The organism is Nocardioides panaciterrulae, from assembly GCF_013409645.1.
Taxonomy (GTDB): domain Bacteria; phylum Actinomycetota; class Actinomycetes; order Propionibacteriales; family Nocardioidaceae; genus Nocardioides; species Nocardioides panaciterrulae.
The window spans coordinates 2,407,262-2,431,830 of sequence record NZ_JACCBG010000001.1; the positions used below are offsets into that span (position 1 = coordinate 2,407,262).

Annotated in this window: 21 protein-coding genes; 9 read left to right on the top strand and 12 right to left on the bottom strand. The window is 73.9% G+C overall.

Annotated elements, in window-relative coordinates; genetic code table 11:
- Nucleotides 1-77 precede the first annotated feature (77 nt).
- Nucleotides 78-722 carry a lysoplasmalogenase family protein gene (locus BJZ21_RS11370; RefSeq protein ID WP_179663850.1) on the top strand — a complete coding sequence of 215 codons (645 nt, stop codon included), beginning with the start codon at nucleotides 78-80 and terminating at the stop codon, nucleotides 720-722.
- A gap of 26 nt (nucleotides 723-748) precedes the next feature.
- On the opposite strand, the gene BJZ21_RS11375 is transcribed toward BJZ21_RS11370, so the two are convergent.
- From BJZ21_RS11375 to dapA, 3 genes are read right to left on the bottom strand one after another with little or no spacing between them, the layout of a single operon-like run.
- Entirely contained in the window at nucleotides 749-2,545 is a 1,797-nt protein-coding gene (locus BJZ21_RS11375) for a sensor histidine kinase (RefSeq protein ID WP_179663851.1), read from the bottom strand.
- Nucleotides 2,546-2,566: 21 nt separating this feature from the next.
- Nucleotides 2,567-4,252, bottom strand: a complete 1,686-nt coding sequence (locus BJZ21_RS11380) for a ribonuclease J (protein WP_179663852.1) — start codon at nucleotides 4,250-4,252, stop codon at nucleotides 2,567-2,569.
- Nucleotides 4,253-5,155, bottom strand: coding sequence for a 4-hydroxy-tetrahydrodipicolinate synthase (dapA, locus tag BJZ21_RS11385; protein ID WP_179663853.1), 903 nt, complete (start codon nucleotides 5,153-5,155; stop codon nucleotides 4,253-4,255).
- A 109-nt stretch (nucleotides 5,156-5,264) separates the two neighbouring features.
- Between dapA and BJZ21_RS11390 the strand changes: the two genes are divergently transcribed.
- Together BJZ21_RS11390 and BJZ21_RS11395 are read left to right on the top strand one after the other, a co-directional pair.
- Complete coding sequence (locus tag BJZ21_RS11390; protein WP_179663854.1) at nucleotides 5,265-5,813, top strand: flavodoxin domain-containing protein; 549 nt, start codon at nucleotides 5,265-5,267, stop codon at nucleotides 5,811-5,813.
- Nucleotide 5,814: 1 nt separating this feature from the next.
- Nucleotides 5,815-6,717 carry a slipin family protein gene (locus BJZ21_RS11395; RefSeq protein ID WP_179663855.1) on the top strand — a complete coding sequence of 301 codons (903 nt, stop codon included), beginning with the start codon at nucleotides 5,815-5,817 and terminating at the stop codon, nucleotides 6,715-6,717.
- Here the strand turns inward: BJZ21_RS11395 and BJZ21_RS11400 are convergent.
- The 3 genes from BJZ21_RS11400 to BJZ21_RS11410 all read right to left on the bottom strand — a co-directional run bounded on the left by BJZ21_RS11400 (nucleotide 6,664) and on the right by BJZ21_RS11410 (nucleotide 8,986).
- Nucleotides 6,664-7,590 carry an LLM class F420-dependent oxidoreductase gene (locus BJZ21_RS11400; protein WP_179663856.1) on the bottom strand — a complete coding sequence of 309 codons (927 nt, stop codon included), beginning with the start codon at nucleotides 7,588-7,590 and terminating at the stop codon, nucleotides 6,664-6,666. The two genes, BJZ21_RS11395 and BJZ21_RS11400, sit on opposite strands and share 54 nt — an antisense overlap.
- 102 nt (nucleotides 7,591-7,692) lie before the next feature.
- Complete coding sequence (locus BJZ21_RS11405) at nucleotides 7,693-8,187, bottom strand: dihydrofolate reductase (protein WP_179663857.1); 495 nt, start codon at nucleotides 8,185-8,187, stop codon at nucleotides 7,693-7,695.
- The gene (locus tag BJZ21_RS11410; RefSeq protein ID WP_179663858.1) at nucleotides 8,177-8,986 is read right to left on the bottom strand and encodes a thymidylate synthase; all 810 of its coding nucleotides are present in this window, start codon (nucleotides 8,984-8,986) and stop codon (nucleotides 8,177-8,179) included. The genes BJZ21_RS11405 and BJZ21_RS11410 overlap by 11 nt, the downstream gene beginning before the upstream one ends.
- A gap of 366 nt (nucleotides 8,987-9,352) precedes the next feature.
- Here BJZ21_RS11410 and BJZ21_RS11415 point away from each other — a divergent pair, with 366 nt between their 5' ends.
- Nucleotides 9,353-9,499 (top strand): hypothetical protein, encoded by a 147-nt coding sequence (locus BJZ21_RS11415; protein ID WP_179663859.1) that lies wholly within the window; start codon nucleotides 9,353-9,355, stop codon nucleotides 9,497-9,499.
- Nucleotides 9,500-9,505: 6 nt separating this feature from the next.
- Here the strand turns inward: BJZ21_RS11415 and BJZ21_RS11420 are convergent, their stop codons facing one another.
- From BJZ21_RS11420 to gcvT, 4 genes are all read right to left on the bottom strand, one after another.
- Complete coding sequence (locus tag BJZ21_RS11420; RefSeq protein ID WP_179663860.1) at nucleotides 9,506-10,369, bottom strand: PhzF family phenazine biosynthesis protein; 864 nt, start codon at nucleotides 10,367-10,369, stop codon at nucleotides 9,506-9,508.
- Nucleotides 10,370-10,428: 59 nt separating this feature from the next.
- Nucleotides 10,429-12,078, bottom strand: a complete 1,650-nt coding sequence (locus BJZ21_RS11425; RefSeq protein ID WP_179663861.1) for a SigE family RNA polymerase sigma factor — start codon at nucleotides 12,076-12,078, stop codon at nucleotides 10,429-10,431.
- A 168-nt stretch (nucleotides 12,079-12,246) separates the two neighbouring features.
- Entirely contained in the window at nucleotides 12,247-12,507 is a 261-nt protein-coding gene (locus BJZ21_RS11430) for a hypothetical protein (RefSeq protein WP_343052104.1), read from the bottom strand.
- 3 nt (nucleotides 12,508-12,510) lie between these two features.
- The gene (gene gcvT, locus BJZ21_RS11435) at nucleotides 12,511-13,644 is read right to left on the bottom strand and encodes a glycine cleavage system aminomethyltransferase GcvT (RefSeq protein WP_179663862.1); all 1,134 of its coding nucleotides are present in this window, start codon (nucleotides 13,642-13,644) and stop codon (nucleotides 12,511-12,513) included.
- A gap of 56 nt (nucleotides 13,645-13,700) precedes the next feature.
- Here gcvT and BJZ21_RS11440 point away from each other — a divergent pair, with 56 nt between their 5' ends.
- Nucleotides 13,701-15,197 (top strand): leucyl aminopeptidase, encoded by a 1,497-nt coding sequence (locus BJZ21_RS11440; protein WP_179663863.1) that lies wholly within the window; start codon nucleotides 13,701-13,703, stop codon nucleotides 15,195-15,197.
- Nucleotides 15,198-15,269: 72 nt separating this feature from the next.
- Here BJZ21_RS11440 and BJZ21_RS11445 read toward each other — a convergent pair whose 3' ends face one another.
- On the bottom strand, nucleotides 15,270-15,635 hold the full coding sequence (locus tag BJZ21_RS11445; protein ID WP_246298493.1) for a hypothetical protein: 366 nt from the start codon (nucleotides 15,633-15,635) through the stop codon (nucleotides 15,270-15,272).
- 140 nt (nucleotides 15,636-15,775) lie between these two features.
- Between BJZ21_RS11445 and lpdA the strand changes: the two genes are divergently transcribed.
- The 4 genes from lpdA (at nucleotide 15,776) to BJZ21_RS11465 (ending at nucleotide 23,895) form a co-directional block, all read left to right on the top strand.
- Nucleotides 15,776-17,167, top strand: a complete 1,392-nt coding sequence (gene lpdA, locus BJZ21_RS11450; RefSeq protein ID WP_179663864.1) for a dihydrolipoyl dehydrogenase — start codon at nucleotides 15,776-15,778, stop codon at nucleotides 17,165-17,167.
- A 57-nt stretch (nucleotides 17,168-17,224) separates the two neighbouring features.
- Complete coding sequence (gene sucB / locus BJZ21_RS11455; RefSeq protein ID WP_179663865.1) at nucleotides 17,225-19,018, top strand: 2-oxoglutarate dehydrogenase, E2 component, dihydrolipoamide succinyltransferase; 1,794 nt, start codon at nucleotides 17,225-17,227, stop codon at nucleotides 19,016-19,018.
- Between the two features lie 297 nt (nucleotides 19,019-19,315).
- Nucleotides 19,316-20,227: a TIGR01777 family oxidoreductase gene (locus tag BJZ21_RS11460; protein ID WP_179663866.1), complete on the top strand. Its 912-nt coding sequence runs from the start codon at nucleotides 19,316-19,318 to the stop codon at nucleotides 20,225-20,227.
- Between the two features lie 86 nt (nucleotides 20,228-20,313).
- On the top strand, nucleotides 20,314-23,895 hold the full coding sequence (locus BJZ21_RS11465) for an ATP-binding cassette domain-containing protein (RefSeq protein ID WP_218851445.1): 3,582 nt from the start codon (nucleotides 20,314-20,316) through the stop codon (nucleotides 23,893-23,895).
- Here the strand turns inward: BJZ21_RS11465 and BJZ21_RS11470 are convergent.
- Nucleotides 23,880-24,539, bottom strand: coding sequence for a hypothetical protein (locus tag BJZ21_RS11470; RefSeq protein ID WP_179663867.1), 660 nt, complete (start codon nucleotides 24,537-24,539; stop codon nucleotides 23,880-23,882). The genes BJZ21_RS11465 and BJZ21_RS11470 overlap by 16 nt on opposite strands.
- Nucleotides 24,540-24,569: the final 30 nt, after the last annotated feature.

Consider the following 24,569-nt stretch of genomic DNA (forward strand, 5'->3'; position numbering starts at 1 on the left):
GCCGTCCGGCACCGGGCACGGTACGGCGGGGCGCGCGACCCTTCCCGGGTCGCCACGGGCGCTGCCATGCTGCGCGCGTGCGCACCGGGGTCGTGTGGGTCGTGCCGGCCGTGCTCGCCGGGGTCGACTGGTGGGCGGTGGCCACCGGGGCCCGGCGTACCGAGACCTGGGCGAAGCCGGCCACCCTGCTCGCGCTGCTCGGGACCGCCGCCGCGCTCGGCGGCACCGGGTCCGTCCCCGGGCGCTGGCTGCTCGTCGCGCTGGCGTTCGGCCTCGCCGGCGACGTGTTCCTGCTCGGCGGCACGCTGGGCCGCTTCCGGGCCGGCCTCGGCGCCTTCCTGCTCGGCCACCTGGCCTACCTGGTCTGCTTCGCGCGGCTCGGGCTCCCCGGGGCGAGCTGGTCCTGGCTGGGCGTGCTGGTCCTCGTGGGGGTGCTCGCGGCGACCCGCCGGGTGCTGCCCGCCACGCTCCGGCTGGACGGCCCGGCTCTGGCGGTGCCGGTGGCCGCCTACATGCTGGTCATCGCCGCGATGCTGCTCGGCGCGTGGTGGACCGGCGAGCCGCTCGTGGCCGTGGGCGCCGCCGTCTTCGTGGTCAGCGACGCCGTCCTGTCCGTCGACCGGTTCGTGCGGCCACTCCCCCACGCCCACCTGCTGGTGATGGTCACCTACCACCTGGGGCAGGGGCTGGTCACGGCCGGCGTCCTCGTCGCGACCACCTGAGCTGAGCAGCTCGACGCCGGAGCGGGTCAGGGGGCAGTGGGGCGGCCGGCCATGGGCACGCGCAGGGTGAAGGTGCTGCCCCGGTCGAGGGCGGAGTCCACCTCGATGGTGCCGCCGTGGACGTCGGCGATGCGCCGCGCGATCGCCAGCCCGAGCCCGGTGCCGGGGATCGTCAGCGCCTCGGGGTTGGTCGTCCGGTGGAAGGCCGAGAACAGCCGGGCCTGGTCGGCCGGCGCGATGCCGAGGCCGGTGTCGGTGACCGCGACCTCGCCATGGCCCTCGACCGCGCGCACCACGACGTCGACCGAGCCGCCGGGGCGGGTGTACTTCACCGCGTTGCCACAGATGTTGTCGATCGCGCGGGCCAGCTCGTCGGGGTCGCCGGCGACGACGACCTCGTGCTCGGGCACCACCAGGCACAGGGCCACGCCAGCCGACTCGGCCTGGATGGCGAGCATGTCCAGACTGGCGCGGCACGTCTCGCCGAGGTCGACCGGGATCCGGACGTGCTCGCGCTTGTCCTGGATGCGGGCGTAGTCCAGCAGGCTTCCGACCAGCCGCTGCAGGCGGGCCGCGTTCCGGCTGATCGCCGAGACCGACGGCACGTGCACATGGCTGTCCTCGAGCAGCTCGGCGTGGCCGACGATCGAGGTCAGCGGCGTGCGCAGCTCGTGGGAGATCGTGGCGATCAGCTCCCCCTTGTAGCGGTCCACCTCCTGCAGCTCGGCCATCAGCCGACGCTGGGTCTCGCGCACCCGCGCCTCGAGCACCACACGGCCCAGCTCCCTGCTGGCCTCGTGGATGGCGTCGAGCTCGGCCTCATTGAACTCCGGCTGGTCCTGACCGCGCATCACGCCGAGGTAGCCGAGCACCTCGGTGCCGGCACCGACCGGGGAGACGACCATCCGGCTCCAGTCGTGGCGTCGGATGTGCGCGGCCAGGGCGTCCCGGCTGCCCGGCAGGGCCTCGCAACCCCGGCCGTCCGCGTGCATCACGATCGGGCGGGCGCCGTGGGCGGCCACGTGGGCCACCAGGTCGGCCCGCAACGCGGGCAGCGGCCCGCTGGCGGGATTCTCGCCGGGGAAGCCGGCGACCTGCTCACGCCGGTTGTCGAGCGGGTCCGGGAAGCAGCGCAGGGACACCTGGGCGGCCGGCATGCCCCGGTGAACGGCCGCCGCCGCGGTGGCCAGCACCTCGTCCAGGTCACCGGAGACCGCGGTGAGGACCACCTCCTTGACCGCCTGGCCCAGGCGCACCTGCTCGGCCAGTCGCTCGCGCTGTTGGGCGTTGGAGATGGCCAGCCCGGCCTGCACCACGAACATCTCGAGCAGCTCGCGCTGCTGCTGGTCGGGCACCCGGTTGCCCGGCGGCAGGTCGACCGCCATGTTGCCCAGCAGGGCGCCGTCCGCGGAGTCGAGGGGTGCGTAGAGGGCGTCGAGCGGGTGCCAGCTGTCGGGGGCGTCGCCCGGCACGATGTCGGGCACCCACATGTTCTTGTAGAAGTCGGTGGAGACCCGACCGTACGGGACGTAGCGCAGGATCCCCCACCGGTCGGCCTGCATGAACTCGGCGAAGGTCTCGGCGACCGGGGTGCGGCGACCGAGGATCTGGCGCCGCACGTCCTCGGGGGCAGCGACGGCGGTCATCACCAGCGTGTCACCCTCGAGCCGGGAGATGGCCGCCACCCCGTAGCCGAGACCCTCGACCACGGCGTTGGCCGCCTCCTCCAGCACCTCGCCCAGGTCGCTCGGCGAGTTGACCCGGCGCATCAGGTCGTACAGCCGGCGCACCCCCTCGGCGTGCGCGGTGTCCGCTGCGCCCATCGGAGTCCCCCAGAACAGACCTCAGGCCTCGACGACCACCGGGATGATCATCGGGCGTCGCCGGTGGGTCTGGTTGACCCAGCGACCGATGACGCGACGCACAGTCTGCTGCAATTGGTAGGAGTCCGTGTTGCCTTCGGCCACAGCGCGGTCGAGGGCGTCGATGATCGGCTGCTTGATCTCGTCGAAGACCGAGTCGTCCAGGGCGTTGCCGCGGGCGTGGATCTCCGGGCCCCCGCACACCTTGCCGGTGACGGAGTCGACGACCACGATCACCGAGATGAACCCCTCCTCGCCGAGGATGCGGCGGTCCTTGAGGTCGGACTCGGTGACGTCGCCGACCGAGGAGCCGTCGACGAAGACGTAGCCGCAGTCGACCTTGCCGGTGACCGAGGCCACGCCGTCGACCAGGTCGACGACCACGCCGTCCTCGGCGACCACGACGTTGGGCACGCCGGTCGCGCGGGCCAGCTCGGCGTTGGCGATCATGTGCCGCATCTCCCCGTGCACCGGGAGCACGTTGCGCGGCTTGACGATGTTGTAGCAGTAGAGCAGCTCGCCGGCGCTGGCGTGGCCGCTCACGTGCACCATCGCGTTGCCCTTGTGGACCACGCGGGCGCCCCACCGGGCCAGGCCGTTGATCACGCGGAAGACCGCGTTCTCGTTGCCGGGGATCAGGCTCGAGGCGAGCAGGACGGTGTCGCCCTCCTCGATGTGCACGAAGTTGTGGTTGCGCTGGGCGATCCGGCTCAGCGCGCTCATCGGCTCGCCCTGCGACCCGGTGGAGATCAGCACCTGGTGCTGGGGCGGCAGCTCGGCGAGCTCCTTGGCGTCGACCAGCGTGTTCGGCGGCACCTTGAGGAAGCCCAGGTCGCGCGCGATGCCCATGTTGCGCACCATCGAGCGGCCGACGTAGGCGACCTGCCGCTCGTGGGCGTACGCCGCGTCGAGCACCTGCTGCACCCGGTGCACGTGGGAGGCGAAGCAGGCCACGATGACCCGCTGCTCGGAGTCGCGGAAGACCTGGTCGATGACCGGGGTGATGCCCCGCTCCGACGGGGTGAACCCCGGGGTCTCCGCGTTCGTGGAGTCGACCAGGAAGAGGTCGACGCCCTCCTCCCCCAGCCGCGCGAACGAGCGCAGGTCGGTGATCCGGCCGTCCAGCGGCAGCTGGTCCATCTTGAAGTCACCGGTGTGCAGGACGGTGCCGGCACCGGTCCGGATGGCGACGGCCAGCGCGTCGGGGATGGAGTGGTTGACCGCCACGAACTCCAGGTCGAACGGGCCCAGGGTGATCCGGTCCCCCTCCTTGACCACGTGGTGCACGGTCTCCCGGAGCCGGTGCTCGCGCAGCTTGCTGTCGAGCAGCGCCAAGGTGAGCTTCGAGCCGACCAGCGGGATGTCGCCGCGCTCGCGCAGGAGGTACGGCGTGGCGCCGATGTGGTCCTCGTGGCCGTGGGTGAGCACCAGCGCCTCGACCCGGTCGAGGCGGTCCCGGATCGCCTCGAAGTCCGGCAGGATCAGGTCGACGCCCGGGTGGTTGTCCTCGGGGAACAGCACGCCGCAGTCGACGATCAGCAGGCGGCCGTCGTACTCGAAGACGGTCATGTTGCGACCGATCTCGCCCAGGCCCCCGAGCGGGATGACCCGCAGCGCTCCGTTCGGCAGCGGGGCCGGCGTGGAGAGCTCGGGATGAGGGTGTGACATCTAGGTCCCTAGCAGGCCGGACGCCGCGAGCCCTGCTCGCAGCCCGGCCAGTTCGTCGTCGTCCAGCGGCACGAGCGGCGCGCGGACGTTGCGGTTGTCGAGGACCCCGAGCAGCTGCAGGGCAGCCTTCGCGGTGGTCGCTCCGTAGTTGGCGACGCCCATCACGGCGTCGATCGCGGGGAGCAGCCGCGTGAAGATCTCCAGGGCGCCGGCGGTGTCGCCGGCGAGGAAGGCGTCGACCATGGCCCGGGTCTGGTCGCCGGCCGCGTGGCCGACCACCGAGACCACCCCGGCGGCGCCGTGGGCCAGCCAGCCGAGGTTGTTGGCGTCGTCGCCGGAGTAGAGGGCGTAGCCCAGCTGCATGATCCGGACCCCGCGGGCGTAGTTGCCCACCGCATCCTTGACGGCGACGACCGGCGCCATGGCGATCATCTGCTCGTAGACGCCGAGCGAGATCTCGGTCGCGGTCCGGCCGGGCACGTCGTACAGCATCACCGGCACGTCGGTGGCCTCGACCACGGAGCGGAAGTGGTGCAGCACCCCGGCCTGGCCGGGCTTGCTGTAGTAGGGGGTGACCAGCAGCAGGCCGTCGGCCCCGACCTTCTCGGCCTGGCGTGCCAGCTCGATCGAGTGCGCGGTGGCGTTGGTGCCGACCCCGGCGACGACCTTGGCCCGGCCGCCGACCGCGTCCTTGACCACCGCGAGGATCTGGCCGTCCTCGGCGACGGTGGTGGTCGGGGACTCCCCGGTGGTGCCGGAGACGACCACGCCGTCGTGGCCGTGCTCGACGAGGTGGGCGGCGATCCGGGCGGTGCCGTCCAGGTCGACGGAGCCGTCGTCGTGGAAGGCCGTCGCCATCGCGGTCAGCACGCGGCCGAAGGGCGCCTCGGGCGGGTTCGTCATGCCCCACAGGCTATCGCTCGTGGGACCGTCCTCGGACCAGCCGGCCCGGGTCTTTCTGCCCTGCCGCCCGGGTGCCGCCTCGCGCAGGGTGGCAGCCGAGGAGGTTCCCATGACGGTCCTGGTCGCCTACGGCAGCAGGTACGGCGCCACCCGCGCCATCGCCGAGCGCCTCGGGGAGACGCTGCGGGCAGCCGGCCTGGACGCCGACGTCCGCGAGGCGACGGCACGGCTGGACGCCCGGCCCTACGACGCGTTCGTCGTCGGCAGCGCGGCCTACCGCGGCTCCTGGCTGCGGGGTCCGGTGGAGTTCGTGCGGCGGCACGCGGACCTGCTCGCCGAGCGGCCGGTGTGGCTGTTCAGCAGCGGGCCCCTGGGCCACGCACGGCGCGACGACCGCGGCCGGGACCTGCTCGAGCTCACCCGTCCCGCGGAGTTCGTCGAGCTCCGCGACACCCTCGCCCCGCAGGACCTGCGCGTCTTCTACGGTGCGCTCGAGCCGGGCCGGCTCCGCCCGCTGGACCGGCTGATCCGGCGGCTGCCGTCGGGCCGGAGGTGGCTGCCGGCAGGAGACTTCCGCGACTGGGAGGAGATCGACGCCTGGGCGCGGGGGATCGCCGACCGGCTGCAGGGCACCGCCGACCGTAGCCAGGGAGCCTGAGATGTGGACCTGGCTGGTGGTCGGCGCGGCCGTCCTGGTCGTGCTCGGCCTGGTCGCGCTGTCGGTGCGGGTCGTCAAGCAGTACGAACGCGGCGTCGTCTTCCGGCTCGGCCGGGTGATCGGGGTCCGGGACCCGGGGCTGCGGTTCATCATCCCGCTGGTCGACCGGATGCACCGCGTCTCGCTGCGGATCGTCACCATGCCGATCCAGAGCCAGGGCATCATCACCCGCGACAACGTCAGCATCGACGTGGCGGGCGTGGCCTACTACCGCGTCGTGGACGCCGTGAAGTCGGTGGTGGCCATCGAGAACGTCGCCGCGGCGATCAACCAGTTCGCCCAGACGACGTTGCGCAACGTCGTGGGCCAGCACTCGCTGGACCAGGCGCTCGCCGAGACCGCCAACATCAACGTGAGCATCCGCGAGATCCTCGACGCGACCACGACCGAGTGGGGCGTGGTGGTCACGCTCGTGGAGCTCAAGGACATCCAGCTGCCCGAGACGATGAAGCGGGCGATGGCCAAGGAGGCCGAGGCCGAGCGCGAGAAGCGGGCGAAGATCATCGCCGCCGAGGGCGAGGCGGCCGCGGCCGCGGCCCTCGGCGACGCCTCGGACGTGATGATGGCGCACCCGCTGGCGCTGCAGCTGCGCAACCTGCAGTCGCTGATGGAGATCGGGGTCGACAAGAACACCACGGTGGTCTTCCCGGCGCCGCTGATGAGCACGATCGGCGACCTGGGCGCGTTCCTGCGCCGCGAGGCGGCAGCGGCAGCGGGCCAGGCCTCCCCTCGGGCGGCATCCGAGCCGGCATCCGGGCCGGAGAGCCCGGACGGCGCGCTGGTGCAGCCGTCAGAGGTGGGGCATGACCTCCTCGGCGACCAGCCGCACGTGGTCGAGGTCTGAGAGGTCGAGGACCTGCAGGTAGGCGCGCTGGGCACCGAGCGCGGCGTACCGGCCGAGCTTCTCCACGACCTCCGCGGGCGTGCCCGCCAGGCCGTTCTCGCGCAGCTCGGCCTTGTCGCGGCCGATCGCCCCGGCGCGCCGGTCCAGCTCCGCCTCGTCCCTGCCGACGCAGAGCACGAGCGCGTTGGACCAGACCAGCTCCCCGGGGTCGCGGCCGGCCTCCTCGCACGCCCGGCGGACCCGGGCGAACTGGGTCGCGGTCTCGTCCTCGCCCACGAACGGCATGTTGAACTCGTCGGCGTAGCGCGCGGCCAGCGCCGGGGTGCGCCTCCGCCCACGGCCGCCGATGAGCACGGGCGGGCGGGGCCGCTGCACCGGTGCGGGCAGCGCCGGTGACTCCTCGAGCCGGTAGTGCTGGCCGTCGAAGGAGAAGGTCTCCCCCGCCGGTGTCTCCCACAGCCCCGTGATCACGGCGAGCTGCTCCTCGAACCGGTCGAAGCGCTCGGCGGTGTCGGGGAACGGGATGCCGTACGCCGTGTGCTCCTGCTCGTACCACCCCGCGCCGAGGCCGAGCTCGACCCGGCCGCCGCTCATCTGGTCGACGTTCGCGACCGCGATCGCCAGCGGACCTGGGTGGCGGAAGGTGGCGCTGGTCATCAGCGTGCCGAGCCGGATCGTGCTGGTGTCGCGGGCCAGGCCGGCCAGCGTCACCCAGGCGTCGCTCGGTCCGGGCAGCCCGTCGGCGCCCATGGCCAGGTAGTGGTCGGAGCGGAAGAACGCACCGAACCCGCACTCCTCGGCGGTCAGCGCCACCGCCAAGAGGTCGTCGTACGTCGCGCCCTGCTGAGGCTCGGTGAAGATGCGCAGCTCCATGGGGCCACCCTGCCACCGACGCGCCAGCGGCCCCTCACCGGCGGCCCCTCACCGGCGGCCGCTCACCGGCGGCCCTCAGCGTCGGCCCCTCAGCGTCGGCCTTCAGCGTCGGCGCAGCCACACCCGGTCGTAGGCCTCGCCGGGCTCCCGGCGGGTCTCGACCCACTCGCCGCGGTCGAAGTCGGGGTAGCGGACGTCGCCCTCGGGTCGCAGGTGGACCTCGGTCAGCACCTGCTCGTCGGCGTGCGGCAGCGCCGCGGCGTAGACCTCGGCCCCGCCGGCCACCATCACCTCGCCGGGGAGCTCGGCGGCGAGGCGGAGCGCGTCGGCGACGTCGTGGGCCACCAGCACCCCCTCGGCCCGCCAGGCGGGGTCGCGGGTGAGCACGATCGTGGTCCGTCCCGGCAGCGGGCGCCCGATCGACTCGTACGTCGTGCGGCCCATGACCAGGGTGTGTCCGAGGGTCAGCGCCTTGAACTCCGCCTGCTCGCCGGGGATCCGCCACGGGATGTCAGGCCCGTTGCCGATCACGCCGTTCTCGGCCACCGCGGCGACGAGCACCACCCTCTTGCTGGTGACCTGCTGCTCAGACGGCAATGGGGGCCTTGATGCCGGGGTGCGGGTCGTAGCCCTCGACGGTGATGTGCTCGAGGTCGAACGCGTCGAGCGCGGTGACCGCCGGGTCGAGCCGCAGCGTGGGCAGCGGGCGGGGGTCGCGGGTGAGCTGGAGCCGCGCCTGGTCGAGGTGGTTGAGGTAGAGGTGGGCGTCCCCGAGCGTGTGCACGAAGTCGCCGACCTCGAGACCGGTGACCTGGGCGACCATGTGAGTGAGCAGGGCGTAGGAGGCGATGTTGAACGGCACGCCGAGGAACACGTCGCCGGAGCGCTGGTAGAGCTGGCAGCTCAGCCGCCCGGGACCGTCGGTCTGCGGGGCGACGTAGAACTGGAAGAGCGCGTGGCACGGCGCCAGCGCCATCTGCGGGATGTCCGCGACGTTCCAGGCGCTGACGATGTGACGGCGCGAGTCGGGGTTGCCACGGATCTGCTCGACGACCTGCGCGATCTGGTCGACCTGGCGACCGTCCGGCGTGGGCCAGCTGCGCCACTGGTAGCCGTAGACCGGTCCGAGCTCCCCGTCGGCGTCGGCCCACTCGTCCCAGATCGTGACGCCGCGCTCCTGGAGCCACTTCACGTTGGTGTCGCCGCGCAGGAACCACAGCAGCTCGGCGAACACCGAGCGGGTGTGGATCTTCTTGGTCGTGACCAGCGGGAAGCCCTCGGTGAGGTCGAAGCGCATCTGGTGACCGAAGACGCTGCGCGTGCCCGTCCCGGTGCGGTCGCTCTTCTTCACTCCCTCGTCGAGGACGCGGCGGAGGAGGTCGAGGTAGGCCTGCACGGTGCCGACCCTACCGCCGTGCGCGGACGTGCCGGGCTCTGACCGGCGGACCGGTACGGCGCAAGGCCGCTCGCCAATCGGCCTCGATGCCGGGGCGGACCCCCTCGATGCCGCCGAAGTCGATGCCGACGGGCAGGTCGCTGGTGGTCATGGGGTCCGACATCCGTCCGGGGCCCGGACCGAGGCAACTCGGTCGTTCGCGGGGTGTCCGTTCAATTGCTCGGACTTCCGGGGTTACTGGCCAGTAGGCCGGCCGATCTCCAAACAATTGAACGAAGGACCGGCCTCACCGAGACGGCCGGGTTCCCGTGGAATTGGCACCTCACCCCCGAGCAGTACGCCGGGAACCTGGCGACCAGTTCCGCCGTGACCCGCTTGGACACGGCCGAGCGCCACCAGCCCCTCGACCGGGCGGCCGCGGTCGTGCGCCGCGCCTGCGAGGAGGCCGGCTCGACCACGGTGCCGGTGCACCACGAGGCCTTCTGCCTGCGCTGGCCCCCGGACGCCGGGTAGCGACGCCTACAGGTCGACCTCGCCGGAGACCGTCGTACGCGCGTCGCCGCCGACCCACACGACGCCGTCCTCGACCGACACGTGCACCCGGCCGCGGCGACCGAGGACGGTGCCCTGCGCCGCGACGTACGACGTGGGCAGCCGGTCGCCGGCGAGCCACTGGGCGACGCCGGCGTTGAAGCTGCCGGTCACCGGGTCCTCACCGATCCCCATCGTCGGCACGAACGCACGCACCTCGACATCGGCGGCGGCCGACGCCTCGGACCTCCCCACCCCCCCGACCTTGCGGTACGGGGCCACCAACCCGATCTCGAGATCACCGAACGCGGCGTAGTCCGGCCGCACCGCCAGCACCGCGTCGGCGTCCTCGAGCAGCACCGCCACCCAGCCCGGCCCGTTGTCGACCCAGGCCGTGTCGACGATCTCGGCGTCGGTGAGGCGCAGCGCCCGGCAGATGGCTCGGCGGTGGTCGTCGGAGACCGGTCCGGAGCGCACGAGCGGCGGCGCCGCGAACGCCAGCCGACCGCCGGCCGCGGCCTCCCGCCGCAGCTGCACCAGCCCGGCCCCGCACTCCTGCACCACCGCGTCCTCGGAGGCCGGCACCCCGCCGGCCTCCAGCCAGGCATGGGCGCTCCCGATCGTCGGGTGACCCGCGAACGGCAGCTCGCCACCGGGGGTGAAGATCCGCAGCCGGTAGTCGGCGCCCGGCCGGGTCGGCGGCAGCAGGAACGTGGTCTCGGACAGGTTGGTCCAGCGGGCGAAGCGCGCCATCTCCTCCGTGCTGAGGCCGTCGGCGCCGTGCACGACCGCGACCGGGTTGCCGAGCATCGGCTCGGCGGAGAACACGTCGACCTGGCTGAAGCGGCGCATGCCGGGCAACGCTAGCGGGGCGCCCCGCTCCGGGGTCAGCCGGTCAGCCGGTCAGCGGGTCAGCGGGCCAGCACGGGCAGGGCGCCGGTGTGCGGGAACCGGGTGACGCGGAAGCAGGTGCGCTCGCCGATCCGGCAGACGCGCAGCTCGTAGGGCCCGGTGAACGACATCCGCACGAACTCGCCGGCTTCCGGCTGGTCGGCCCGGTGGGCGGTGACGTAGGTGACCACGTCCTCCGGCCCGAGGCTCGCGTCGAGCACCTGGTCCCCGGGCCGCAGCCCGGTCCACAGCCGCTCGCCCGACCTGGCGTCGTAGATGCGCACCGGACCGAACGCGGGGCCGCCGGGCACCCGGGTCAGCACGTACTCCCCGCCCGGGGACAGCTGGGCCCCGGCGGCACCTTCCAGCTGGTGGTCGACGCTGAAGAACGGCTGCACGACGTCGAGGGTCCGCTGGTCGAGCTGCCGCAGCACCACGGCCGAGGACACGTCGACGAGTCCTCGGTGGTCGACCGGGTCGGCGGACTGGTAGGGCGGCCGCCAGCGCCAGTCGCCGAACTGGTCGGCGTAGTAGACGGTCTCGCCATCGATGGCGATCGGGTAGCTGCCCTCGTCCAGCTCGCCCCACCGGGGCCCGCGGTACTGCAGGTCCTTCTCCGCGCGCACCCGCTTCTGGTCGATGTCGTAGAGCACCAGCCGGGGCCGCTGGTCGCCCGGGTCCACCCAGGCCACCAGCCCGTGCTCGGCGGTCGCCGCGAGGGGCGCCCCGGGGATCTTGCGCCCGATCGTGGTCAGCTCGCCGGTGGCCGAGACCAGCACGACCGCGCCGTCCTCCTCGCCGATGACGGCGCCGCCGCCGAGGTCCACCAGCTCCTCGACCCGCGGCAGCAGCACCGAGACGCCGGCCAGGTGCAGCACGCCGTTGGCCCACCACGCGGCCGGCGCGGGGTTGTCCAGGTCGAGGACCCGTGGCGGCGTCGGCGTCGTCCCCGGGACGGGACGGGCGCCGACGTACGTCCCCAGGCCGGCCACGAGCAGCACCGCGGCCACCGCCGCGGCCGCCCGGCGGCGACGCCGCCGGCGGTGCGCCCCGGCCCGCGCCTCGATGGCTGCGAGCGGAGGCACCGGCACCTCGATCGCGCTCCCCGCCACCGCGAACACCTCGTCGACGGCCTCCTGGGGCCCGGGGCGCCACGACAACACGGTCCTCGGCGCGCCCCGGACGCCCTCGACGTCGAGGGCCGTCACCGCGGAGTCGACGCGCTGCTCGACCTCGAACGGGTCGACCTCGAGCAGCTCGGCCACCTGCACGGCGCCCAGTCCGGCCCCGTGCTGCAGCACCACGGCGACGCGGTCGGGCTCGGCCAACCGGTCCAGGGCCGCCAGCAGCGACTCCAGCACGAGTACGGCGTCCGCCGGTGCGGCGGCCGCGGCCTCGGGGGGACCGGAGGCGTCGGCCTCGTCGGCCCCGTCGATGTCGGCAGCCGGTCGGCGTCGCGCGGCCAGCAGCTCGGCGTACGCCTCGCCGTAGACCCGCACGTCGATGTCGTCGGCGGTGCGGATCGTGCGCCAGCGCAGCTGGCAGGAGGCCAGGGACCGCTCGGCGACTCGGCAGGCCCCGGCGGGCGTGCGACCCAGCAGCACCAGCGTGCGCACGAGGGTCGGCCAGCGTGCCTCCACGTAGTCCGTGAAGTCCGCGTCCTCCCGCATCCGTCCACCCTTCGCCGTCCGGGCGGGGGACGACCAGTGCTGATGGCCCCGCCGTTCCCGTCCCGTCGTGCCGGTCCCCTGGGGTCATTCGTAGCCGGGCCGGAACCGGATGCCCCCGGGACACGCGGGACCCGTCAGGCGTGGGGGCCCGTCAGGCGTCGAATCCGGTCAGGCGTGGAGGGACATGGGGCCGTAGACCTGGCGATCGTGCTCGAAGAGCGTCACCGCGTCGACGCCCTCGGCGGCGAGGTCGGACCAGTACTCCCCCACCCACGACTCGGCGTCGGCCTGGTTGGCGAAGCGTTCGCCGGCGTACTCCTCGGGCACCTCCACCTCGGTGCCGGCGGCGTCCTCGAGGCGCCACCACCACGGACGGTCGGAGACCACCGGAGAGCGGAAGGTCGGGGGCTGGTCGGGCAGGTTCACCACAGGTCACGCCTCTCGAACGGACGGGTCCACGAAGGGTGGCTTGACGAGCCGGAAGATCTCGCGGCGGCCGCGGACGTCCACGCCCACCTCGGCCTCGGGGTTCACGAACGACGGCACCAGCGCCAGGCCGATGCCCTTGCGCAGCGTCGGCGAGAAGGTGCCGGAGGTGACCTCGCAGAGCGGCACGTCGGGACTCAGCGACACGCTCATGCCGGGCCGCGGGATGCCGCGACCGACGGCGAGGAGTCCGCGCAGCACCCGCTCGGGGCCGCGCTCCCTCTCCGCCTTGAGCACCTCGCGGCCCCAGAACGCCTCCTTGCCCCAGCCCACGGCCCAGCCGAGCCGGCCCTGGCTGGGCGTGACGTCGAGGGAGATGTCCTGGCCGTGCAGCGGGTAGCCCATCTCGGTGCGCAGCGTGTCGCGGGCGCCCAGGCCGCAGGGCAGCATCCCGAAGTCCTCGCCGGCGGCGAGCAGCGCGTCCCACAGGGGTACGGCGACCTCCGCCGGCGCGACCAGCTCGTAGCCGCGCTCGCCGGTGTAGCCGGTCCGGCACACCACGACCGTCGCGCCGCCGCCCCAGTCGGGCAGGGTCGCCTCCACGAACGACATGTACTCGTGCCCGCTCGGGAGCCCGACCGCGGCCAGCACCTCGTCGGACCGGGTGCCCTGCACCGCGAGGACCGCGTGGTCGCGGTGCTGGTCGGTGACGGTGACGCCCTCGGGCGCCTGGGCGGCGAGCCGGCGCACCACCTCGGCGGTGTTGGCGGCGTTGGGCACCAGCAGCACCCGCTCGTCGTCGTGCAGGTAGACGATCAGGTCGTCGACGATGCCGCCGGTCGCGTCGTCGCAGCACAGCGTGTACTGGGCCTTGCCCGGACCGATCCGGCCGAGGTCGTTGGTCAGCGTGGCGTTGACGTACGCCGCGGCGCCGGGCCCGCTGACCAGGGCCTTGCCGAGGTGGCTGACGTCGAAGATCCCGACCGACTCGCGGACCGCCGTGTGCTCCTTGACCACGCCCGTCGGGTACTCCAGGGGCATCGACCACCCCCCGAAGGGCGCCATCTTGGCGCCGAGCTCGAGGTGCCGCTCGTGCAGCGGCGAGGCGATCAGGTCGGTGGTGGCCGGCTGGTCGGACATGCACCGGAACCTACCGCAGCCGCCATCCGGTTCCCCGGCGTGGCTATCCTGCCCCGGTGACGTCGTACAGCCTCCGCAATGCCAGCCCCGCCAAGACCCGCGCCGACGTCGTCGTCGTCGGTGTCCTCCAGGACCCGAAGGGCGCCACGCTGGCGCCGGGTGGGGAGGAGGTGGCCAAGGCCTACGGCCGCAAGCTCCGCCCGCTGCTGTCCACGCTGGGCGTGACCGGCAAGGCCGGCGAGGTCGTCAAGGTGCCCACCGGCGACACGCTCACCTCGCCGCTGCTGGTGCTGGTCGGCCTGGGCAAGGAGGCCAGCCACCCGGCGGTGCGCCGGGCGGCGGGCGCGGCCGCGCGGGCCGTCACCAACGCCGCCACCGCCGCGATCGCGCTCCCGGCCGAGGGCCCGGAGGCGGTGCGCGCCGTGACCGAGGGCTGGATCCTGGGCGGCTACCGCTACACGTCGTACAAGAACGACGCGAACGACGACGCGCCCGGCGAGGTGCTGCTGCTGACCGGCCAGGCGCGCAAGTCCGCGGTCGTCACCGCCTTCGAGCAGGCCCAGGTCGTGGCGAAGGCCGTCGCCGGCACCCGCGACTGGGTCAACACCCCGCCCGGTGACCTCACCCCGCCGAAGTTCGCGGACGCCGTCGCCGCGGCCACCAAGGAGCTCACCAAGGGCCGCGGCGCCCCCAAGGTCGGCATCCGCGTGATCGAGGAGGCCGAGCTCGCCGAGCTCGGCTGCGGCGGCATCCTGGGCGTCGGCGCCGGCTCCGACGCGCCGCCGCGGCTGGTCGAGCTCACCTACGCGCCCAAGGGCGCGACCAAGCACCTCGCGCTCGTCGGCAAGGGCATCACCTTCGACTCCGGCGGCCTGACGATCAAGCCCGCGCAGAGCATGGACACGATGAAGTGCGACATGGCGGGCGCGGCGGCCGTGGTGCAGGCGACGTTCGCGATCGCCGAGCTCGGCCTGCCGGTCAAGGTCACCTGCTACGCCCCCATGGCCGAGAACATGGTCTCGGGCTCCGCGACCCGGCCCGGTGACGTGCTCAAGATGTACGGCGGCAAGACCGTCGAGGTGCTCAACACCGACGCCGAGGGTCGCCTGGTCCTCGCCGACGCGATCGTCCGCGCCACCGAGCAGAAGCCCGACGTGATCATCGACGTCGCCACGCTGACCGGCGCCATGGTCGTCGCGCTCGGCGACCGGGTCGCCGGCGTGCTGGGCTCGCAGGAGGTCGTTGACGACGTGCTCGCCGCGGCCGAGACCGCCGGCGAGGAGATGTGGCCGATGCCGATCCCCGAGTCGATGCAGGAGCGGATCAAGAGCAGCAAGATCGCCGACGTCGCCCAGCACGACTGGGTCCGCTGGGGCGGCGGCCTGTTCGCCGCGGCGTTCCTGCGCGAGTTCACCGCCGGGCTGCCGTGGGCGCACCTCGACATCGCCGGACCGGCGTTCAACAGCGGCGGCGCCTGGGGCCACACCACCCCCGGCGGCACCGGCTCGGCGGTCGCCACCCTGGTCGACTACGCCCGCACACTGGCCGGCTGACCCGCCGAGTCGGCGCAGGTTGACGCCCCGCCGACGCCGAGTCGGCGCAGGTTGACGCCCCGCGGACGATGTTCAGTCGAGCCCGAGCTTCTTGCGGCGGTTGTAGTCCCGCATCCGCTGCGGGATGCCCACCACCGCGGCGTCGTACGACGGCACCTGGTGGCTGTTGCAGAACCGGTGCGCCCAGTCCACCGAGGGGACCCGGCGGCGGGTCCACTCGCCGTCATGGGCGACGAGCAGCAGGGTCACGTCGCTGACCGCGGTGCGGGGTTCGACGAACCCTTCCACCCCACGTCGGGCGGTGACCCATTCGTGGAGGTGCTGCTCGTCGGCGCGGTCGGCGGCCCGCACCCGGGTGGAGCCGGTGCGGGCTGCTTCGCGGGCGGGTCGGCTCATCCGGGTACGGCTGCCAAGGCGGAAGCGGTCGAACAATCCCATGCCTCCGATTGTGCCTGCTGCTACTGCCCAGTCGGTCGAGGCCGGTGTCGACACGGTTGTCGTTAGTGCAAAGATGGCCCCGACCGAGCCGCCGCGACCCGGCGACCGACCTCGAGACCAGACTCCTCGGAAGGACCAGCGTGGCCGACGCCGACTTCGACGTACTCATCCTCGGTGCGGGATCCGGCGGCTACGCCTGCGCGCTACGGGCGGCCCAGCTGGGCCTGACGGTCGGCCTGGTCGAGAAGGGCAACCTCGGCGGCACCTGCCTGCACGTCGGGTGCATCCCCACCAAGGCGCTGCTGCATGCGGCCGAGGTCGCGGACTCCGCCCGCGAGTCGGAGCAGTTCGGCGTGCGCGCCTCGCTCGAGGGCATCGACATGGAGGGGGTCAACGCCTACAAGGACGGCGTGGTCTCCCGGCTCTTCAAGGGACTCACCGGCCTCGTCAAGGGCCGCGGCATCACGGTGATCGAGGGCGAGGGGCGGCTGACCGGCCCGAGGCAGGTCACCGTCGGCGACACGACGTACACCGGGCAGCACGTGGTGCTGGCCTCCGGCTCCTACGCCAAGAGCCTGCCCGGCCTGGAGGTGGACGGCGAGCGGGTGATCACCTCCGAGCACGCGCTGCGCCTGGACCGCGTGCCCTCGTCGGTGATCGTGCTCGGCGGTGGCGTGATCGGCTGCGAGTTCGCCAGCGTCTGGAAGAGCTTCGGCGCCGAGGTGACGATCGTCGAGGCGCTCCCCCGCCTGGTCGCCGCCGAGGACGAGGCCTCCTCGAAGGCGCTCGAGCGTGCGTTCCGCAAGCGCAAGATCGACTTCCGCACCGGCACGCCGTTCCAGAGCGTGAAGGTCACCGACACCGGCGTCGCCGTCACCGTCGAAGACGCCCGCGGTGAGCAGAGCGTGCTCGAGGCCGACCTGCTGCTGGTGGCGGTCGGGCGCGGCCCGAGCACCGACGGTCTCGGCTACGACGAGCAGGGCGTCGCGATGGAGCGCGGGTTCGTCCTCACCGACGAGCGGTGCCGCACGAATCTCGAGGGCGTGTACGCCGTCGGCGACATCGTGCCGGGGCTGCAGCTCGCCCACCGCGGCTTCCAGCAGGGCATCTTCGTGGCCGAGGACATCGCCGGCCTCGACCCCCGGCCCATCGACGAGACGGGCATCCCGCGGGTCACCTACTCCTCCCCCGAGATCGCCTCGGTCGGGCTCGACGAGGCCGCCGCCGCCGAGAAGTACGGCGCCGACGGCATCGAGACCGTCACCTACGACCTCGGCGGCAACGGCAAGAGCCAGATCCTGAAGACCCAGGGCTTCGTCAAGCTGGTCCGGGCCAAGGACGGGCCGGTCGTGGGCGTGCACCTGGTCGGCGACCGCGTCGGTGAGCTCATCGGCGAGGCGCAGCTGATCTACAACTGGGAGGGCCACGCCGAGGACGTGGCGCCGCTCGTCCACGCCCATCCGACCCAGAACGAAGCACTCGGCGAGGCCCACCTGGCCCTCGCCGGCAAGGCGCTGCACGCCCACTCCTGATCGAACTGCACGAACTCTGCACGACTCCACACGAAAAGACGCGAGCGAAGGAAGCCCATGGCCACCGAAGTCAACCTGCCGGCACTCGGAGAGTCCGTCACCGAAGGCACTGTCACCCGCTGGTTGAAGGAGGTCGGGGACACGGTCGCGGTGGACGAGCCGCTGCTGGAGGTGTCGACCGACAAGGTCGACACCGAGATCCCCTCGCCGATCGCCGGCACCCTCCTGGAGATCAAGGCCAAGGAGGACGACACCGTCGAGGTGGGCGCGGTCCTGGCCCTGGTCGGCGACGAGGGCGAGTCGGGCGGCTCCGGTGACCAGGACGGCTCCGCCGACGAGGCGCCGCAGGCCGAGCAGGAGGAGCCCGAGGACGTCGCCGAGGCAGAGGAGCCCGCGGCCGCCGAGGCCCCGGCACCGGCCGCCGAGGAGGCCGAGAAGCCTTCCGCCGACACGAAGCCCTCGGGCGGCTCCGGCACCTCGGTCACCCTCCCGGCGCTGGGCGAGTCCGTCACCGAGGGCACCGTGACCCGCTGGCTGAAGTCGGTCGGCGACGAGGTCGCCGTCGACGAGCCGCTGCTGGAGGTCTCCACCGACAAGGTCGACACCGAGATCCCCTCGCCGGTCGCCGGCACCCTGCTGGAGATCAAGGCCGAGGAGGACGAGACCGTCGAGGTGGGCGCCGAGCTGGCGATCATCGGTGACGCCTCCGCCGCCCCGGCCCCGGCCGAGGAGAAGCAGCCCGAGCCCGAGCCGGAGCCCGAGCCCGAGCCCGAGCCGGAGCCCGCCCCGAAGGCGGCGGAGCCCGAGCAGGCAGCTCCGGCCGCCGAGCAGGCGCCCGAGCCGTCGCGCGAGACCCCCGCCCAGCAGGAGTCCCCCCAGCAGCCGGCCCAGCAGCCGGCCGCGCAGGAGACCGACCGGGGCGACGCGTCGACGTACGTCACGCCGCTGGTGCGCAAGCTCGCCTCGCAGCACGACGTGGACCTGTCGTCGGTGACCGGCACCGGTGTCGGCGGCCGGATCCGCAAGCAGGACGTGCTCGACGCGGCCAAGGCCAACCAGGCCCCGGCACCCGCGGCCCCGGCTGCCGCACCGGCGGCCTCCGCCCCGGCCGCCTCCGCCCCGTCCTCGGCGCCCTCGCCGCTGCGCGGCAAGACCGAGAAGATGTCGCGGCTGCGCAAGATCATCGCGAGCCGGATGGTCGAGTCGCTGCAGACCTCGGCCCAGCTGACCCAGGTCATGGAGGTCGACGTCACCAACATCGCGCGGCTGCGTGATGCGGCGAAGGCGGAGTTCCTGGCTCGCGAGGGCGTGAAGCTGACCTACCTGCCGTTCTTCGCCAAGGCGGCGATCGACGCGCTCAAGGTGCACCCGGCGCTCAACGCGACCATCGACACCGAGGCCGGCGAGGTCACCTACTTCGACCGCGAGCACCTCGCGATCGCGGTGGACACCGAGAAGGGCCTGCTCACCCCGGTCATCAAGGACGCCGGTGACCTGTCCGTCGCCGGGCTCGCGAAGAAGATCGCGGACGTCGCCGGACGCACCCGCAGCAACAAGATCGGTCCCGACGAGCTGTCCGGCGCCACGTTCACGATCACCAACCTCGGCAGCTTCGGGGCCCTGTTCGACACCCCGATCATCAACAAGCCGCAGGTCGCGATCCTCGGCCCCGGTGCCGTGGTCAAGCGTCCGGTGGTCATCGACGACCCGAACCTCGGCGAGACGATCGCGGTGCGCTACATGGTCTACCTCTCGCTGTCCTACGACCACCAGCTGGTCGACGGAGCGGACGCGGGCCGCTTCCTCAAGGACGTCAAGCAGCGCCTGGAGTCCGGCCAGTTCGAGGTCTGAGCACCAGCCGGTCGGCCCCCCACGAGCTCGCTCGTGGGGGGCCGACTGCTGTCCGGCGCGAGAAGGCCCAAGAAAACACGCCGAGTCGGCGCTCGTTGACACCCTGCGCGTCAACCAGCGCCGACTCGGCGTACCCCTGCGCGTCAACCAGCGCCGACTCGACGCACCCCTGCGCGTCAACGAGCGCCGACTCGGCGTACGCCTGCGTGTCAACCAGCGCCGACTCGACGCACCCCTGCGTGTCAACGAGCGCCGACTCGGCGGGGGCGGCGTTGAACGGGCTGGCAGGCTGGCGGCATGCGGATCGTGATCGCCGGTGCCTCCGGCTTCCTGGGCAGCAACCTCACCGACGAGCTGCGCAACCGCGGCCACCAGGTCACCCGGCTGGTGCGGCGGGAGACGTCCGCCGAGGACGAGTCGACGTGGGACCCGTACGCCGGCACCCTCGACCGCGACCTGGTGGCGGGCGCGGACGTGGTGGTCAACCTCGCCGGCTCCCCCACCGCCGGCAATCCGCACTCGCAGAAGTGGGCGCGTGAGCTGCGGGAGAGCCGCGTCCGCACCACCGAGCTGCTGGCCCGGACGATCGCCGAGACGGGGGGCGAGCCGGCGTTCCTGGCCGGCAACGGCATCAGCTGGTACGGCGACCACGGCGACCGGCCGCTGACCGAGGCCTCCGACAGCCGTGGCCACGGGCTGCTCACCGAGGTGACCCGCGAGTGGCAGGCCGCGACGACTCCCGCGGTCGAGGCGGGGGCCCGGGTCTGCGTACTGCGCACCTCCCCCGTGATGGACCGGCGCAGCGAGCCGCTGCGGTCGCTGCGGCTGCTGTTCCGGGCCGGCCTGGGCGCACGACTGGGTGACGGCGGCCAGTACATGCCGATGATCTCGCTGCGCGACTGGGTCGGCGCGGTCGCGCACCTCGCCGAGCACGACCGGGCCGAGGGGCCGTTCAATCTGTGCTGCCCGGAGCCGCCGACCAACGCCGAGTTCTCCCGGGCGCTGGCCCGTGCGGTGCACCGGATCTCGTTGCCCGGCGTGCCGAAGGCGGCGCTGCGCCTGGGCGCCGGCCGGATGGCCCCGGAGCTGCTGAACTCGGTCAACGCCCGTCCGGCGGCCCTGCAGGAGAGCGGCTTCGCCTTCCAGGACCCCGACGTCGAGGCGATCCTGGCCACGGGGTTGGCCACCGGAATGTCCACCGCCCGATAGTCCACCGCCGCGGCGGGCAGCGCCGGGCAGCGCCTGCGGTAAATCGCGCGACGAGTGTCGGTGGTCCGACATAGCGTGGGTCGGCCATGACGATGACCCAGCTCGACACCCAGCGCCCCGTGCGGGACCTGCCCCCGGCCGCCCCGCTCGACGACACCGTCGACTGGAGGCGGTTGCGTCGTCCGGTCGCCTTCTGGGCGCTGGTGGCCTGCGCGGTCGCCGCCGTCGGCACCGCGCTGGGCTCCGTGGTCGCCGGTCGCCTCGCCGAGCACGCGACCGCCACGCTGGTCTGGCTGCTGGCGGCGGCGGTCGTCGGCGCCGCGGTGCTCGACACCGCGGCCCGCACGCTGTGGGCCGTCGTCGTCGACCGGGCCGAGGGCCGGCTCCGGGCCGACCTGCTCGACGCCGCCCTGCACCAGCCCCTCTCGACGCTGACCGACCAGGCCGTCGGCGAGGTGCTCGACCGGGTCGACGACGACACCCACGAGGTGGGCACCCTGCTGCGCCAGAGCGCCTGGCAGGCGATCCGCACGGTGCTGGGCTCGGGTCCGCTCTGGATCGTCGCCGGGCTGACCTGGTGGCCGGCCTTCGTGCTGTTCCCCCTCGCCGGCGTCGGCGCGCTCGCCGTCGTCCGACCGCTGCTGCCGCAGGTGTCGGCCCGCAAGGTCGAGGAGGAGATGGCCTGGACCGACCACGCCGCGGCCATGGAGGAGGGCGTCGCGGCGCGCGACGACCTGCGCGTCAGCCTCGGCCAGGCCCACGTGATCCGGCGCTGCACCGAGCTCGCCGCCACCGTGCACGAGCGTTTCGCGATCGTGCTCGGCCTGGAGAGCCGGATCGGCCGCCGCACCGGCACCATGCTGCACGGCGTGCTGGCCGCCACCGCCCTGGTCGGCGTGGTGCTGGTGGTCGACGGCCGTCTCGACACCTCCGCGCTGGTCACCCTGTTCCTGGTCACGACCATGTTCGTCGGCCGCGTCGACCAGCTCGCCCGCCAGCTGCCGGACTTGCAGGCCGGCCTGGGGGCCGTGATCCGGCTGCGCGCGCTGCTGGCCACCGAGCGCGAGCCGCTCGGCGGCGGCGAGCTGCCGACGGGCGCCCTCGACGTCTCGTTCCAGGACCTGCACTTCGCCTACGAGGAGGGCCGGTTCGCCCTGCAGCACGTCGACCTGCACGTGCCGGCCGGCACCACCTGCGCGCTGGTGGGCCGGACCGGGTCGGGCAAGTCGACCCTGGCCTCGCTGGTCTCCCGCGCCGTGGAGCCGGAGCCCGGGACGGTGCTGCTCGGCGGTGTCGACGTCCTCGACCTCGACCTGCAGCTGCTCCGTTCCGCCGTCGGCGTGGTGACCCAGCGCACCGAGATCCTCGCGGGCACGCTCGCCGAGAACATCACGCTGTTCCGCCCGGTGCCCCGCGCCCAGGTCGAGGACGCCGTCGCCGAGCTCGGCCTGCAGGGCTGGGTCGCCGGTCTGCCCCAGGGCCTCGACACGCTCCTCGGCCCCGGGGGCACCAGCCTGTCCTCCGGCGAGGAGCAGCTGGTCGCGTTCGCCCGGCTGCTCGTGCGGGACGTGCGGGTCGTGGTCCTCGACGAGGCGACCGCGCGGATGGACCCGGTGACCGAGGCGAACGTCGTCCGCGCGGCGGAGCGCCTGCTCGCCGGACGCACCGGCCTGCTGGTCGCCCACCGGTTGTCGACCACCCAGCGTGCCGAGCAGGTCGCGGTCCTCGAGGGCGGCCGGGTCGTCCAGCACGGCCCGCGCTCCCGCCTCGCCCGGCAGCCCGGTCCGTTCCGCGAGCTGCTGACGGCCGCCGCCGAGGACCAGGCGCTGCCCGCAGCGGCGGCGAGCCCGCCGCCGGCCCCGACGCCGGTGGCCGCCCCGGCCGCGACGCCCGCCGGCTCTGCGGCGGAGGCGCCGCCCGCCGGCAGCCACCTCGGCACCGTGCGTCGCACCGGCCGGCCGCCGGCGGCGGCACCGCTGCGGCCGCTGCCCGGCCTCGCCCGCGCCACCACCTCGGCCCTGCTCGTCGAGCCGCGCTGGGGCCTGGTCAGCATCGGGCTGTTCCTCGCCGCGGCGCTCTCGGGCGCGTTCGGGGCCGTGACCGGCTGGATCTGGGGCCACCTGGTCACCGAGCTGCAGGCGGGCCGCACCCCGGTCGAGCTGACCGCCGCCCTGGTGGTCTCGCTGATGGTCTCGCCGCTGCTGGTGGCCGAGGCGTTCCGTCGCTACCCGCGCTGGTGGATCTCGGTCATGCTCCGGGTCCGCACCAGCGTGCTCGCCGGCCAGACCGCACAGCACCGGCTCGACCGCACGCCACCCGGCGAGGTGGTCGCCCGCACGATGGACGCCGACCGACTGGCGAGGTACGCCGACCGCTGGGTCGACTTCCTCAACGGCCTGGCCATCGTGGCGGTGACCGCGCTGGTCGCCCACAGCCTGCTCGCCGGCGGCGTGCTGCTGGCCGTCATGGTGACCTCCTCGCTGGCCTCGTCCCTCGGCCGCCGGGTCGCCGGCCGCTCCGCGGCGGCGTCCGCGGCCGCGCGGGCGCGGTTCGGCCGCTCCCTGGTCTCCGCGCTGGACTCGGTGCGCACGGTCAAGCTGGCGGCCTCGACGCCGAGCGTCCACGCGCACCTGCGCGCGGTGGACGGCGGACGGGTCGACGCCGCCGTGCGCGAGCACCGCGTGCAGGCGCTGCTCGACGGCGTGCCGATCGTGATGGTGCAGTGCGGGGTGGTCGCGGCCTGGGCGGTGCTGCTCACCGGCGGCTGGGGCCTGGCCACGGCCCTGCTGGTGGCCGGCGCGGTCAACGGCTTCGACTGGTTCGGCCGGGTCGCCGGCTCGGTCATCACCGAGGCCCCCGGCACCCGGCACTGGATGCAGGCGACCAGCCGGCTGGCCGGCGGTGGGGACCTGATGCACCTGCCCGCCGACGTCGACCTGGTGCACGGCACGGCGCCCCTCCCGAGCCCGGCCGAGCGCGACCCGCTGCACAGCCTGGAGCTGGTCGGTCTCTCCGCCGTCCACGACGACGGGACCGTGGGGGTCAGCGACGTCGACCTGACCATCGGGGCGCGGGAGCTGGTGCTGCTGCTCGGGCAGGTGGGCTCGGGCAAGTCCAGCCTGCTCTCGGCGCTGGCGGGCCTGGTCGCGTCCACCGGCGAGATCCGTTGGAACGACCGGCCGGTGCAGGACCCGCAGGCCGAGCTGCGTCCGGGACGGGTGGCCCACGTCGCCCAGGTGCCGCGGGTGCTGTCGGGGACGTTCGCCGACAACGTGCTGCTCGACCACGGCGACCGGCCGATCGGCCCGGCCCTGGAGACCGCCCGGATGTCGCCCGACGTGGAGTCGGCCGGCGGCCACGACGCGCTGGTGGGGCACCGCGGCGTGCGCCTGTCCGGAGGCCAGGTGCAGCGCCTCGCCCTGGCCCGGGGCCTGGCCTGCCAGGCCGAGCTGCTGCTCGCCGACGACGTGTCCTCCGCGCTGGACGCGGCCACCGAGATCGAGCTCTGGTCGGCGCTCCGCGCGCAGGGGGTCACCGTGGTCGGGGCGACCTCCAAGCGCGCCGCGCTGGCCCAGGCCGACCGGGTGGTGGTGCTGGTGGAGGGCCGGGTCGCCGCCTCGGGCCATTGGTCCGACCTCGTCGGCCGCTGGGGTCACCTGGCCGGCTGACCCCACGGCCGCACCGACGCCACCCGCCACGCCCCCGCCTGCCGCACCAGCACCACCCTCCGGGTCGAGGGTGCGTCGACGGGCAGGGGCATCGGCGCCGGTGGGGGCCCGGGCCCTCCGCGTGACGGCGAGGCCCCGCCCCGGCCGCCCCCGACGGCGACCGCGCCGGTCAGCCGGTCGGTCACCATGAGCGCCAGCCGGTCGGCGGCGTGCCCCCGCACGCGCACCCGCAGCAGCTGGGTCTCCATCCCGCGCACCCGCAGCCCCCGGCGTACCCACGCCCGCAGCATCGCCGCGTCGTGCGCCCCCGCCCGCGACCCCGCGACGTAGAGCGCGCGCAGCCCGGCGACGTCCCCCCGCGCCCAGGCCCGGGCCCGCCGCCGGTCCCACGCGTGCAGCGCCGCCGTGGCCGGCACCGCCTCGCCGCCGGCCACGGGGCCCGCCGCCGGGCCCACCGCCGGGCCCACCGCCGCGTCCCGGAGCGAGCCGGCGGGCCGGGGCGCCGCCCTGCCCCCGACGGTCCCGGCCACCGGCCGCGAGCCGCCGGCGCGGACCAGGCCCACCGTGAGCACGACGCTCGTCACCAGGACGCTGGCCGCGAGCAGCGCGACCAGCAGCCGGGGCGGGCGCACGGTGGACTCCATGGTCCCTGCCTACCCCGATCCGCGCTCCGC

Excerpts from the sequence above, each read along its gene's own strand:
- BJZ21_RS11375 (WP_179663851.1), bottom strand. The coding sequence starts at position 2,545 with ATGGGCGCAGCGGACACCGCGCACGCCGAGGGGGTGCGCCGGCTGTAC.
- BJZ21_RS11380 (WP_179663852.1), bottom strand. The coding sequence starts at position 4,252 with ATGTCACACCCTCATCCCGAGCTCTCCACGCCGGCCCCGCTGCCGAAC.
- dapA (WP_179663853.1), bottom strand. The coding sequence starts at position 5,155 with ATGACGAACCCGCCCGAGGCGCCCTTCGGCCGCGTGCTGACCGCGATG.
- BJZ21_RS11390 (WP_179663854.1), top strand. The coding sequence starts at position 5,265 with ATGACGGTCCTGGTCGCCTACGGCAGCAGGTACGGCGCCACCCGCGCC.
- BJZ21_RS11395 (WP_179663855.1), top strand. The coding sequence starts at position 5,815 with ATGTGGACCTGGCTGGTGGTCGGCGCGGCCGTCCTGGTCGTGCTCGGC.
- BJZ21_RS11400 (WP_179663856.1), bottom strand. The coding sequence starts at position 7,590 with ATGGAGCTGCGCATCTTCACCGAGCCTCAGCAGGGCGCGACGTACGAC.
- BJZ21_RS11420 (WP_179663860.1), bottom strand. The coding sequence starts at position 10,369 with ATGCGCCGCTTCAGCCAGGTCGACGTGTTCTCCGCCGAGCCGATGCTC.
- BJZ21_RS11425 (WP_179663861.1), bottom strand. The coding sequence starts at position 12,078 with ATGCGGGAGGACGCGGACTTCACGGACTACGTGGAGGCACGCTGGCCG.
- gcvT (WP_179663862.1), bottom strand. The coding sequence starts at position 13,644 with ATGTCCGACCAGCCGGCCACCACCGACCTGATCGCCTCGCCGCTGCAC.
- BJZ21_RS11445 (WP_246298493.1), bottom strand. The coding sequence starts at position 15,635 with ATGGGATTGTTCGACCGCTTCCGCCTTGGCAGCCGTACCCGGATGAGC.
- sucB (WP_179663865.1), top strand. The coding sequence starts at position 17,225 with ATGGCCACCGAAGTCAACCTGCCGGCACTCGGAGAGTCCGTCACCGAA.
- BJZ21_RS11460 (WP_179663866.1), top strand. The coding sequence starts at position 19,316 with ATGCGGATCGTGATCGCCGGTGCCTCCGGCTTCCTGGGCAGCAACCTC.
- BJZ21_RS11465 (WP_218851445.1), top strand. The coding sequence starts at position 20,314 with ATGACGATGACCCAGCTCGACACCCAGCGCCCCGTGCGGGACCTGCCC.
- BJZ21_RS11470 (WP_179663867.1), bottom strand. The coding sequence starts at position 24,539 with ATGGAGTCCACCGTGCGCCCGCCCCGGCTGCTGGTCGCGCTGCTCGCG.